Source organism: Arthrobacter sp. AG1021, assembly GCF_003633665.1.
GTDB lineage: Bacteria > Actinomycetota > Actinomycetes > Actinomycetales > Micrococcaceae > Glutamicibacter > Glutamicibacter soli.
This window is the reverse complement of record NZ_RBLB01000007.1, coordinates 171,636-184,363: the sequence shown is the minus strand read 5'-3', so window position 1 is coordinate 184,363 and position 12,728 is coordinate 171,636. Positions and strand designations below refer to the sequence as shown.

General features: G+C 64.6%; 12 protein-coding genes. All 12 read left to right on the top strand.

Features of this window, described 5'->3' with window-relative positions; genetic code table 11:
* Nucleotides 1–21 precede the first annotated feature (21 nt).
* The 12 genes from dxr to DFO58_RS06270 all read left to right on the top strand — a co-directional run bounded on the left by dxr (nt 22) and on the right by DFO58_RS06270 (nt 12,719).
* Nucleotides 22–1,236, top strand: coding sequence for a 1-deoxy-D-xylulose-5-phosphate reductoisomerase (gene dxr, locus DFO58_RS06325; protein ID WP_120989736.1), 1,215 nt, complete (start codon nt 22–24; stop codon nt 1,234–1,236).
* Nucleotides 1,233–2,588, top strand: coding sequence for a site-2 protease family protein (locus DFO58_RS06320; RefSeq protein WP_060617057.1), 1,356 nt, complete (start codon nt 1,233–1,235; stop codon nt 2,586–2,588). Before dxr ends, DFO58_RS06320 begins: the two co-directional genes overlap by 4 nt.
* A 23-nt stretch (nt 2,589–2,611) precedes the next feature.
* On the top strand, nt 2,612–2,911 hold the full coding sequence (locus DFO58_RS06315; protein ID WP_120989734.1) for a YciI family protein: 300 nt from the start codon (nt 2,612–2,614) through the stop codon (nt 2,909–2,911).
* A gap of 89 nt (nt 2,912–3,000) precedes the next feature.
* Nucleotides 3,001–3,423 (top strand): alternative ribosome rescue aminoacyl-tRNA hydrolase ArfB, encoded by a 423-nt coding sequence (gene arfB, locus DFO58_RS06310; RefSeq protein WP_047121060.1) that lies wholly within the window; start codon nt 3,001–3,003, stop codon nt 3,421–3,423.
* Nucleotides 3,424–3,547: 124 nt separating this feature from the next.
* A complete protein-coding gene (locus tag DFO58_RS06305; protein WP_047121061.1) occupies nt 3,548–4,102 on the top strand; it encodes an NAD(P)H-dependent oxidoreductase in 555 nt (184 codons plus the stop codon).
* A gap of 152 nt (nt 4,103–4,254) precedes the next feature.
* Nucleotides 4,255–5,421, top strand: a complete 1,167-nt coding sequence (gene ispG, locus DFO58_RS06300; protein ID WP_047121062.1) for a flavodoxin-dependent (E)-4-hydroxy-3-methylbut-2-enyl-diphosphate synthase — start codon at nt 4,255–4,257, stop codon at nt 5,419–5,421.
* A gap of 37 nt (nt 5,422–5,458) precedes the next feature.
* Entirely contained in the window at nt 5,459–6,271 is an 813-nt protein-coding gene (locus tag DFO58_RS06295) for a DUF4081 domain-containing GNAT family N-acetyltransferase (protein WP_120989732.1), read from the top strand.
* Nucleotides 6,272–6,367: 96 nt separating this feature from the next.
* Entirely contained in the window at nt 6,368–7,054 is a 687-nt protein-coding gene (locus tag DFO58_RS06290; RefSeq protein ID WP_113606674.1) for a hypothetical protein, read from the top strand.
* Between the two features lie 49 nt (nt 7,055–7,103).
* Nucleotides 7,104–7,817: a hypothetical protein gene (locus DFO58_RS06285; RefSeq protein WP_120989730.1), complete on the top strand. Its 714-nt coding sequence runs from the start codon at nt 7,104–7,106 to the stop codon at nt 7,815–7,817.
* 78 nt (nt 7,818–7,895) lie between these two features.
* Nucleotides 7,896–8,642, top strand: coding sequence for a hypothetical protein (locus DFO58_RS06280; RefSeq protein WP_053797633.1), 747 nt, complete (start codon nt 7,896–7,898; stop codon nt 8,640–8,642).
* A gap of 302 nt (nt 8,643–8,944) precedes the next feature.
* The gene (locus tag DFO58_RS06275) at nt 8,945–10,756 is read left to right on the top strand and encodes an amino acid transporter (protein WP_120990191.1); all 1,812 of its coding nucleotides are present in this window, start codon (nt 8,945–8,947) and stop codon (nt 10,754–10,756) included.
* 175 nt (nt 10,757–10,931) lie between these two features.
* A complete protein-coding gene (locus tag DFO58_RS06270; protein WP_120989728.1) occupies nt 10,932–12,719 on the top strand; it encodes a proline--tRNA ligase in 1,788 nt (595 codons plus the stop codon).
* Nucleotides 12,720–12,728: the final 9 nt, after the last annotated feature.

The following is a 12,728-nucleotide window of genomic DNA, read 5'->3' as shown; positions in this document are numbered from 1 at the left end:
TAGAAGAACCATAATGGATGGGTGAGCACCAAAGATTTTTCTCCCGAACCAGGGCGGCCGCGCCGCGTCACGTTGATCGGTTCCACCGGGTCCATCGGCACCCAGGGGCTGGATGTCATCGACAACGCGCCGGAGCAGTTCAGCGTCGCCGCGCTCAGCGGCGGCTACAACCTGGAGCTGCTGGCGCGCCAGGCGGTGAAGTTCCGCCCTGCCGTGGTGGGCAGCGCCGTGGATTCCACGCAGGAGCTCGCCGACGCGATCGCCGCGGCCGCGCATCAGGCCTCGGTGCACGGCTACGCGCCCGAGCTGTTCGCCGGCCCGCAGGCCGCCACCGAGGTCGCCGGGTTCGCGGACGCCGACGTGGTGCTCAACGGCATCACCGGCGCTATCGGCCTGGAGCCGACCATCGCCGCGCTGAAGGCAGGGCACCTGCTGGCGCTGGCCAACAAGGAATCATTGATCATCGGAGGCCAGGTGGTCAAGCAGTTCGCCGCACCGGGGCAGATCGCCCCGGTCGACTCCGAGCACTCGGCCCTGGCCCAGGCGCTGCGCTCGGGCACCCCTGACGAGGTGGCCAAGCTCATCGTCACCGCTTCCGGCGGGCCGTTCTTCGGCTACAGCTACGACCAGCTTCGCGATGTCACCCCGCAGCAGGCCATGGCCCACCCGACCTGGGACATGGGCCGCGTGGTGACCACCAACTCAGCCACCATGGTCAACAAGGCACTGGAAGTCATCGAAGCGCACCTGCTCTTCGACGTGCCGCTGGACCGGATCGAGCCGGTGGTGCACCGCCAGTCGATCATCCACTCCATGGTCGAGTTCATCGACGGGTCGGTCATCGCCCAGGCCTCGCCCCCGGATATGCGACTTCCCATCGCGCTGGGCATCAACTGGCCGCACCGCGTGGCCGGCGCCGCCACAGCCTGCGACTTCTCCACCGCCTCCAGCTGGACCTTCGACCCGCTGGACGAGTCGGTGTTCACCGCGGTGAAGCTCGCCAAGCTGGCCGCCGCGGCCTCCGGAACCCACATGGCCGTGTACAACGCCGCGAACGAGGTCGCGGTGGATGCATTCCACGACGGGAAGATCCGCTTCACCGACATCGTGGAGACCATCGAGCGCGCGCTGGATGACTACACCCCGGTCAACGCGGAGCCCAGCGTGGAAGTGGTGCTCGAGACCGACAAGTGGGCTCGCGCCCGCGCATCGAAGATCCTGGGGGCCGGCGCATGAGCACCGTGCTGTTCATCCTCGGAGTGGTCTTCATGGTGCTGGCCATCGGGGTCTCCATTGCGTTGCACGAGGTCGGGCACCTGGTGCCGGCCAAGCTGTTCGGGCTGCGTGTGCCGCAGTACATGATCGGCTTCGGCAAGACCCTGTTCTCCTTCAAGCGCGGGGAAACCCAGTATGGCATCAAGATGCTGCCGCTGGGTGGCTACATCTCCATGGTCGGCATGTACCCGCCGCGCCCGGCCGCCGAAGGCGAGGCGGGGGCGCCGCGGAAGAAGCCGAACCTGTTCCAACGCGTGTTCGGCCAGATGGTCGATGACGCGCGCTCGCAGGCCAACGAGAACGTCAAGCCCGAAGACGAAGGCCGGATGTTCTACCAGCTGCCCACCTACAAGCGGATCATCATCATGCTCGGCGGACCGTTCATGAACCTGGTGATCGGCTTCGTGCTGATCGGCATCGTGCTCACCAGCTTCGGCATCGCCACCACCACGACCACGGTTTCCGAGGTCTACAAGTGCATCGCCACCGCGGAGAACGCCGACCAGACCGAATGCTCGGCCTCGGACCCGGCCGCTCCCGCCTACGAGGCGGGGCTGCTGCCCGGCGACACCATCACCTCGGTGAACGGCATTGCCGTGGCGCAGGGGGAGTGGAACAAGCTCACCGACGTCATCCGCGAGAACCCGGGCCAGCCGGTGTCCCTGGAGTACACCCGCGACGGCACCAGCCGCAGCACCACGATGACCCCCTACCTGACCGACCGCCCCGTCACCGACGCCAACGGCTACCCGGTGAAGGGCGCGGACGGCGAATACGAAATGGCCAAGGTCGGCTTCGTGGGCATGAGCTCCACCGTGGAGAACCTGCCCCAGCCGCTGCGCGAGGTGCCCGGCGTGGTGGGCACCCAGCTGGCCAACATCGGCAACGTGATCCTGCACCTGCCGCAGCGCATGGGCGATGTCGCTCGGGCGGCTTTCGGCAGCGAGGAGCGGGACCCGAACGGCCCGGTGTCCATCGTGGGGGTCGGGCGGATTGCCGGGGAAATCAGCGCGGAAGACTCGATCTCCGTGGGGGACAAGTTCGCCACGCTGCTCTCGCTGGCCGGCGGACTGAACCTCGCACTGTTCGCATTCAACCTGATCCCGCTGCTGCCGCTGGACGGCGGCCACGTGGTCGGCGCGCTCTACGACGGACTGAAGCGCACCGTCGCCCGAATCTTCAACATCAAGAACGTCAAGCCGGTGGACACCATCAAGATGCTGCCGCTGACCTATGTGGTGGTCGTGGCCATGCTGGCGATGGGCGGCCTCTTAATATACGCGGACATCTTCAAGCCGATTCAGTTGTTCTAGGCGCAAGGATTTAAGCTGAACCCATGACTGTTTTTGCTGTTGAATACGTATACGCCGAGAACTCCGCGCAGCTGCGCGACGAGCACCGCCCGGCCCACCGGGAGTTCCTCGGAGGTTTTGTGGGCGACGGACCGGTGCAGCTGCTGGCTTCAGGCCCGACGCCGGTCAACGACGGCGCCCTGCTGATCCTGGCCGCGCAGTCTGAGGCAGCGCTCGTCGAGGTGCTGGAGCAGGACCCGTTCAGCACCACCGGTGCCCTGGCGCAGCGCATCATCACCGAGTGGAACCCGGTGACCGGCCTGCTCAAGGACTTCGCTTCCTAGAAGCCGCCATTCCACGCCCGCCCGGCGCCTGCACTGCGCAGCTTGCGCAGCGGGCGCCGGCCTGCGTTTGCCCGTGGGAGACTGGGGAGATGGACCTGCACATTTCCCGTTCGCTGGTGATCCCGGCCGCCGAGCTGTCCTGGCACTTCAGCCGCTCTTCCGGGCCCGGCGGCCAGCACGTGAATACCTCGGACAGCCGGGTGGAACTGTCGTGGTCCATCGCAGGGTCCAGGGCGCTCTCGCCCTGGCAGCGGCAGCGGCTGCTGGACAAGCTGTCCTCCCGGCTGACCGGCGGGATGCTCGTGGTCGCCTCGGCCCAGGAACGTTCGCAGTGGCGCAACCGGCAGAATGCCCAGCAGAAGCTGGCCGAGCTGGTGGCCGCCGCGTTGCGGCCCGACCCGCCGCAGCGCCGGGCCACCAAACCCACCAGGGGTTCCCAGCGCCGCCGGCTGGAGACCAAGTCGAATCGCTCAGCGACCAAGCAGCTGCGCCGCCGACCGCCTATGGACTAGATGCGGCATCCTCCGCCAGTGAGCCAGATCACCGGAAATCGGGGAATGGATCCGGGTTGCCTCCGGGTTGAATGTAGATGAAGCGTCAGCTTTCTAACTTTCCCCTTCTTTAGGAGTATTGCCCATGGCAACCAAAGTCCTCACTCTCGTAGGTTCCCTGCGCAGCGGCTCGACCAATCAGCAGTTGGCCGAAGCCACCGTCGTCAACGCCCCGGAAGGCGTCGAGGTCGAGCTGTTCGCAGGACTGGAGAACATCCCCTTCTACAACGAGGACAAGGACGTGGCAGGCAGCGTCCCCGCCGCGGCGCAGGCACTGCGCGATGCAGCCACCGCAGCCGACGCGCTGATGCTGGTCACCCCCGAGTACAACGGCACCATGCCGGCCGTCCTGAAGAACGCCATCGACTGGCTGTCCCGTCCGTTCGGCGCCGGCGCCGTCAAGGACATGCCATCAGTGGTCGTGGGCACCGCCTTTGGGCAGTACGGCGGCGTGTGGGCACAGGACGAAGCTCGCAAGGCCCTGGGCATCGCCGGAGCCAAGGTCTTGGAAGACGTCAAGATGGCCATCCCGAACTCGGTGGTCCGCTTCGCCGAGCTGAACCCGAAGGACGACGCCGAGGTCGTCGAGCAGGTCGCCGGCGTGCTGAACAGCGTCAAGGCCGTCGCCGAAGCCAACTAGGTTTCTGCCCCGCCGCAGCGGATTCCCGCGCGGCAAACAAGTAGAAAGGCCACGGTTCTTCCGTGGCCTTTCTCGCATAGACCACCGCTTTGAACGAGTCGGTGACATACTTGGGTAGAGAGTATTACCCACAATCCATTCGGAGGCATCCATTGACTTCGGTCAGCCTAGGCATGCCGGCAGCCCCACCGCCGGTTCTCGCTCCACGTCGTAAGACCCGCCAGATTCAAGTCGGGTCGGTTGGCGTGGGGTCTGACTCGCCGATTTCGGTTCAGTCGATGACCACCACCAAGACCCACGACATCAACGCCACCTTGCAGCAGATTGCAGAGCTGACCGCTTCGGGCTGCGATATCGTGCGTGTCGCCTGCCCGACGGACAAGGACGCCGAAGCGCTGAAGATCATTGCGATGAAGTCGCAGATCCCGGTGATCGCCGACATCCACTTCCAGCCGAAGTACGTCTACGCGGCCATCGAGGCCGGGTGCGGCGCCGTGCGCGTGAACCCGGGCAACATCCGACAGTTCGACGACCAGGTCAAGGAGATCGCCCAGGCCGCCAAGGACCACGGCACCTCGATCCGCATCGGCGTCAACGCCGGCTCGCTGGATCGCCGCCTGCTGGCCAAGTACGGCAAGGCAACCCCGGAGGCACTGGTCGAATCCGCCATCTGGGAAGCCTCGCTGTTCGAGGAGCATGGATTCCACGACTTCAAGATCTCGGTCAAGCACAACGACCCGGTGGTCATGGTCCGCGCCTACGAACTGCTGGCAGAAAGCGGCGACTGGCCGCTGCACCTGGGCGTCACCGAGGCCGGACCAGCCTTCCAGGGCACCATCAAGTCCGCGACGGCTTTCGGTGCGCTGCTGTCCAAGGGCATCGGCGACACCATCCGCGTCTCGCTCTCGGCCCCGCCGGTCGAGGAAGTCAAGGTCGGCAACCAGATCCTCGAATCCCTGAACCTGCGCCCGCGCAAGCTGGAAATCGTTTCCTGCCCGTCGTGCGGCCGCGCCCAGGTCGACGTCTACACCCTGGCCGACGAAGTGACCGCCGGGCTTGAAGGCATGACTGTTCCGCTGCGCGTGGCCGTGATGGGCTGCGTCGTCAATGGTCCGGGCGAAGCCCGCGATGCAGACCTTGGCGTAGCCTCCGGCAACGGCAAGGGCCAGATCTTCGTCAAGGGCGAGGTCATCAAGACCGTGCCCGAGGACCAGATCGTGGAAACCCTGATTGCAGAAGCCAACCGCTTGGCCGAGGAAATGGACTTGGGCGATGACGAGAATCCTGCCGCGGGTTCTCCAGTGGTCTCCGTCAGCTAGATCTGGCCGACGAGTCGACGAGGGACAACCGCGCATCTTGGGCCGCAGGGACACTGCGGCCCTCATCGAGCTGCTCGACCGTGACCCCGTGGCCAACATCTTCACCAGGTCCCAAGTGGAATTGCACCGCTCGGCAGTGCCGGACGGGTTCGCCCACGTGCTGGGGGTCGACGGTGAAGAAGGCCTGCTGTCCGCATGCTGGGTGGGCGCCAACATGGCGCCCACCGCCATGCCGGACGATCACGCCCACGAATACGCGCTGATGGCGCTGGCCACGCGCCAGCGCTTCGCCTCCATCTTCGGTCCGGCATCCACCGTGCTTGCCATGCACGAGGTGCTTCAGGACGGGCCGCAGCCGATATTCGACGTGCGCCGCAACCAGCCGCTGATGGAGATCCACACCAACCCCGAAGGCATCCAGCGCCGTCGTCTGCGCGTGGCCCAGCCCGCGGAGTTCGACAAGGTCCTGCCTGCCAGCGCAGCCATGTTCGAAGAGGAACTCGGGTATTCGCCGCTGGAAAACGGCGGCAGCTTCTACCGGGGCCGCGTTCGCCAACTCATCCGCCAGGGCCACACCCTGATTGACACGGACGAGATGGGGCACATCGTTTTCAAGGCCGACCTGGGAACCGTCACCGAACAGGTCGCGCAGATCCAAGGCGTCTGGATCAACCCGATGTACCGGGGCCACTCGCTGGCCGCTGGGTATATGGCATCGACTGTTGACTATGCCCTTCAGCAAGCGCCGATCGTCAGCCTGTACGTCAACGACTTCAACGAGGCGGCGGTACGCACCTACCTGAAGGTCGGTTTCACCCAGGTTGGAACCTTCGCAACGGTCTTGTTCTAGGCCGAACCGGGAACGGGGCCGGCATCCGGCATCCCGCACTTGCCCCGGTCCATCCCATAGACTCGATTGCAGTCTCTGTAAACGACGGGAAGTGAAGTGCTGGCGCATCGACCACAAATTCTGCGGGCGGCATCCCTGGCCGTCGTCGCGCTCGTGATGGCCTCCTGCAGCGCCCCGGCGCCGTCGGACACCAATGATTCACTGGGCCCTGCCATTGAACGCAACGCCCAGCAGCTGGAAGAGGCGCTCAACCAGTTCGCCGGCGACCAGCCGGGGGCCACGGTGATCACCGACGCCCAGCTGCGCTCGATGATTCCCAAGGCGCAGCAATGGCTTGAAGACGTGGAGGTGAACCCCAGCAAATGCGGAATCACCTTCGCCGCCCCCATCGCCGAGCAGCTGCAGAATTCAGTGATGGGCGCCGTCGAAGCGGGGGACCGGCTGATCACCGTCGCCGTGTACCCTGATTCCGAAACCCTCAAATCCCAGTGGGACGCGCAGGCGGCCGCCAGCGCGGACTGCTCTCGTTACTCGGTCAAGGTCGATGGCGAATCCCGCGCCTTCCATCTGGCCAAGCAATCGGTCCAGAGCACAGCGAAACTCACCGAGGGGTACGTTGTCACCGGCAGCGACGGCAAGAAGACCTCCCAGCAGCTGGTAGTCCGCGCCGCCACCGCGAATATCCTGCTGGGCGTCCAGCAGGATACCAACGGGGCCACGATGCCGGAACATCTGGCAGCCGCTGCCGAAACCGTAGACAAGCTCATCGAGCAGCTGAACTGACGCAGAGCTGAAATCCGTCCCCGACACCAAAACATAAGGAAAATACTTCATGTCACATCGGTTCCTCTGGTTCCTTCCCCTGGCCGCAGCGCTTGCCTTGACCGGTTGTTCATCCGCAGGCCAGACGCAGCCGGAACCAGAGCAGTCCCAGACCCAGTCGCAGGACGGGAACCTGGATGCAGGGCAGGTTGAAACGGTGGTCAGGACCCTGTTGGGGGAGGATCCCTCGCTGACGGTCGTCGGAAACGAGACCATGCAACAGCAGCTTCAAATGGCCAAGGGCATGGGCTCGACCTCCGGAATCACCCCGGAAAAATGCGCCAAGCAGATGGAAAAATACACCGTCACCGACCTGACCGCGTCGGTCTCCGCCACCGGAAGCGTCACGGCTGAAAGCCTGGGCAAGGTGGTCCAGGTCTTCTCCATTACGGATGAAGCGACACGCAAGAAAATTTCCGATGCGCTTACGCTGGATGACATTTCCGGCTGCGAAAAAGTGACAGTGGAACAAAGCGGCGAAAAGCTGAGCGCCGATCGGCAGATCCTGCTCTTGAAGGTCGACGCCGACCAGTCGCTGACGATGTCCACCCAGATGGACGTCGGAGGTGGGCAAAAAATGAGTTCAGTAGTTGTGCAGGCATTGAAGGGCAACAACTTCGTCATCGTCACTTTCCAGACCGGGCTCGCCGAGTCGGCAACGATGTCTGCAGAAGCTGTCGAATTGATTAACAAGGCCTTCGCTGAAATAGAAACGCTCAACTAAGCGGTAAAAATGTTTTATTTCTAGTTGGTTGTGAAATAGAGTTGTGTCCATCACCACCAACTGGGAGGACAAAACATCATGAAGAAGCGTTCATTCCTGCTGCTTCCGCTCGCTGGCGCACTGGCGCTTTCCGGCTGCGGCGGCTCGGGCAGCGACACCACTGAGGGATCCGCGGACGCCGGAGCCGCCCAGGAGCAGTCGGCCCCTGCGACCGCAGCGCTGAGCACCGAGCAAGCCACTGCCATCGTCACCAAACTCGCCGGAGATTCCAGCGGCGCCCAGATCATGGACGGCGACACTATCGCCGCTTCGCTGCCGCAGGCCAAGAAGCTGATCGAGCAGATGGAAATCAAGCCGGAGAAGTGCGCGGAGTTCGTCAGCCAGCAGGGTTCATGGGACATCGAAGGCATCAACATGGCTGTTGCCGTGCTGATGGATGAAGCCACTATGGCCTCGACCAGCTACAGCGTGGCAGGGTATGAGGACACCGCGAAGCTGGACAAGATCACTGAACAGGCCAAGAACAAGGACCTGCAGGGCTGCGATTCATTCAGCATGGCGGTATCCGGCCAGGAAGTCGAAGCCAGCGCGAAGATCCTGGACGCTTCCTCGGATGCCGACCTGACCTACGCCACCAGCAGCGCCATGAAGATGAACGGCACCGAGGTGCCCGGCGGCAGCTACCAGATGCAGGGACTGGTCGGAAACAACGCGGTCTCGGTGGCCATGACCGGAACCGGTTCAAAGTCCGAGGCCGACATGCTCAAGAAGCTCACCGACGAGCTGAACAAGGCCGTCGCTGAGGTCAAGGCAGTGGCCAAGTAGCCACGCGAAAGCACCCGGAAGCGGGGGCCGGAATTTCGGGGATAACCTGTTCCGGCCCCCGTTTTTGTGGATTTCGAGGCCCGGGAAAATCCCCTGATTTCTTTTGTGAAAACCAGTGACGCGGGGACGATACAGGCGTACAGTTCTCATTCGTGAATACGAATATTGGGACGCTGAACGTCTCTCAGTCTTCGAATTCGGACTCGGCCCGCCGCCGCCTCTACCGGTGGTTGAATGACCAATCCGTGGGCCACGAAGACCCCGGCGATGACAAGAAGCACGCCGGAAAATGGTGGCAGGTCATGTGCCTCTCGGGCCTGGATTACTTCTCCACCCTGGGATACCAGCCCGCCATCGCCGCCCTGGCCGCCGGGGCTTTGGCCCCATTCGCCACACTGATCCTGATTGCCGTCACGCTGGGAGCGGCCTTGCCGGTATACCGCCGCGTCGCCGCGGAATCGCCGCACGGGCAAGGATCCATCGCCATGCTCGAACGCCTGCTGCCGCACTGGAAAGGCAAGCTATTGGTGTTGATCCTGCTGGGATTCGCGGCCACCGACTTCATGATCACCGCGACTCTTTCCGCGGCGGACGCGTCCGCCCACCTCATCGAGAACCCCTTCACCCCCGCATGGTTCACTGGCAAGCAGATCCCCTTGACGGTGATCCTGCTGCTCCTGCTCGGAGCCTTGTTCATGCGCGGATTCAACGAGGTCACCTGGATCGCGGTGACGCTTGTCGGCACCTTCTTGACCTTGAACTTGGTGGTCATCGCCGTCTCATTCACCAATATCGCCGCGCACCCGGTCGTCCTGGGCAATTGGATGGACTCCTTGCTGGCCGCGCACGGCAATCCAGTGATGATGCTGCTGGTTTGCCTCATCGTGTTCCCGAAACTTGCCCTGGGCCTGTCCGGATTCGAAACGGGTGTGGCCGTCATGCCACAGATCAACCTGAAACCTGGTGAATCGGCCGCAAATCCCTCCAGCCGCATCCGCGGCGCCCGCAAGCTGCTGACCACCGCCGCCTTGATCATGAGCAGCTTTCTGGTGCTGTCCTCGGTGGCCACCACGGTGCTGATCCCCGCCCCGGAATTCCAGGAAGGCGGAACCGCCAACGGCCGCGCCCTGTCCTGGCTGGCGCACCGGCTGATGGGGGACGGCTTCGGCACCGTCTACGACGTCTCCACTATCCTGATCCTCTGGTTTGCCGGCGCCTCGGCCATCGCCGGGCTGCTGAACCTGATCCCGCGCTATCTGCCGCGGTTCGGCATGGCGCCCGAATGGGCCCGTGCTTTGCGCCCGCTGGTGGTTGTGGTCATCCTGGTGGCGCTGGCCATCACCTGGCATTTCGAGGCAGACGTCAATGCCCAGGGCGCGGCCTACGCCACAGGCGTGCTGGTGCTGATGAGCTCGGCCGCCATCGCGGTGACGATCTCCGCCCGGCGGCGGCGCGAGCGCGGAAAAACAATCCTCTACGTATTCGTCTCGCTGGTCTTCCTCTACACCACGGTGGTTAACTGCTTTGAGAGGCCCGAGGGCCTGAAGATCGCGGCGTTCTTCATCGGCGCGGTGCTGCTGGTGTCGCTGTCCTCGCGCTTCCGCCGGTCGACCGAGCTGCGCGCCACCTCGGTGCGCTTCGACGCGGTCGCGGAACACCTGATTTCCGAATCAGCGCGGCGGGGGATCGTGCAGCTGATTGCCCACGAGCCGGCCAACACCACCAAGGCACGCTACCGCCGCAAACTGCACCATGCGGTGCTGGCAAGCCACATCTCGGACAAGGCCCCGGTGGTCTTCCTGGAGGTCAAGGTCTCGGACTACTCAGACTTCGCCGAGGATATCGAGGTCCGCGGCATCACGCGGCATGGCTTCTGGATCCTGGAGGCGACCGCGCCGTCGGTGCCCACCGCGATCGCCGCGATCTGCCTGGCGATCAGGGACGACTACGAGGTCATGCCGCACATCTACTTTCGCTGGACCGAGGGCAACCCGCTGAGCAACCTGGCCCGCTTCCTGCTCCTGGGGCAGGGCGAAATCGCGCCGCTGACCCGCGAGGTCCTGCGCGAAGCGGAACCGGACCTGCAGCGCCGGCCCTGGGTGCACGTGGGCTAGGAGCCTGTGCCCGGTGCATCGTGTGTCGGCGCCGGAACCGCAGTGCCCGGGCGAAGAGCCGAACCCGGTAGGATTGGAGGTGGTTGCCACGACGGCAGCTCACAACAGATTTTGCCTAGCACGGCGGCAGCTGCTCATCTATGGGTCTGCCGTCATACGGAAAAGGACACCACGCGTGGTTTTGAAGCTTTCCACAACGTTCCTGCGCACCCTGCGCGAAGATCCGGTTGACGCCGAGGTTGCCAGCCACAAACTCTTGGTTCGCGCCGGCTACATCCGCCGCGCCGCACCTGGCATCTACACCTGGCTCCCGCTGGGTCTGCGGGTCCTGGCACGTGTGGAAGCCATCGTCCGTGAAGAGATGAACGCCATCGGCGCCCAGGAAGTCCACTTCCCGGCGCTGCTGCCGCGTGAGCCGTACGAGCAGACCGGCCGCTGGACCGAATACGGCGAGGGCCTGTTCCGCCTCAAGGACCGCAAGGACGCCGATTACCTGCTGGCTCCGACCCACGAGGAAATGTTCACCCTGCTGGTCAAGGACCTGTACAACTCGTACAAGGACCTGCCGGTCTACCTGTACCAGATCCAGAACAAGTACCGCGACGAGGCGCGCCCCCGCGCAGGCCTGCTGCGCGGCCGCGAATTCATCATGAAGGACTCCTACTCCTTCAACATCGACGACGAAGGCCTGGACGAGGCCTACATGGCCCACCGCGGCGCCTACCTGAAGATCTTCGAGCGCCTGGGCCTGGAAGTTGTCCCGGTGTTTGCCCAGGCAGGCGCCATGGGCGGCTCGAAGTCCGAGGAATTCCTGCACCCGACCGCCATCGGCGAGGACACCTTCGTGCGCTCGCCGGGCGGCTACGCGGCCAACGTGGAGGCAGTGACCACAGTGGTCCCGGAGGCCATCGACTTCACCGATGCCCCGGCTTTCGAGGTGCTCGACACCCCGGATACCCCGACCATCGACACCCTGGTCGCCGCCGCCAACGAGCTGCGCCCGCGCACCGACCGCGCCTGGGAAGCCAAGGACACCCTGAAGAACGTCGTGCTGGCGATCATCGACCCCGAGGGCAACCGCCACCTGGTCGTGCTGGGTGTTCCCGGCGACCGCCAGGTCGACGAGAAGCGCTTGGAAGCAACCATCGGCGCGGCCCTGGGCATCAACGGCGAGGTCGAGGTCGAGCAGGCCACCGCCGAGGACCTGAAGAGCCACCCGGAGATTGTCACCGGCTACCTGGGCCCCGCCCTGGGACTGGACCAGCAGCTGCTGGGCAGCGAAACCGAGCACGGCGTCACCTACCTGGTCGACCCGCGCGTGGTCTCCGGAACCACCTGGATCACCGGCGCCAACGAGAAGGGCAAGCACGTCTTCGGCCTGGTGGCCGGCCGCGACTTCACCTTCGACGGCACCATCGAAGCTGTCAACGTGCTGGAAGGCGATCCGGCACCGGACGGCTCCGGTCCGCTGCGCACCGAGCGCGGCATCGAGATGGGCCACATCTTCCAGCTCGGCCGCAAGTACGCGCAGTCTCTGGACCTGAAGGTCCTGGACCAGAACGGCAAGCTGCAGGTTGTCACCATGGGCTCCTACGGCATCGGCGTCACCCGCGCGGTGGCGGCGCTGGCCGAGGCCTACCATGACGAGAACGGCCTGGCCTGGCCAAAGCAGATTGCCCCCGCCGACATCCACATCGTGGTCACCGGCAAGAGCGCTGAGCTGCTGGAAGCCGGCGACAAGCTGGCCAAGGAATTCGAAGCCGCCGGCAAGGAGGTCATCTTCGATGACCGTCTGAAGGTCTCGGCCGGCGTGAAGTTCTCCGACGCCGAGCTGATCGGTGTGCCGACCATCGTGGTCGTCGGCCGCGGCCTGGCCGACGGCCTGGTCGAGGTCAAGGACCGCGCCACCGGCGAACGCCGCGATGTGCAGCTGAGCGACGTGGTGGTCGAGCTGTCCGCCTAGGACGCCAGC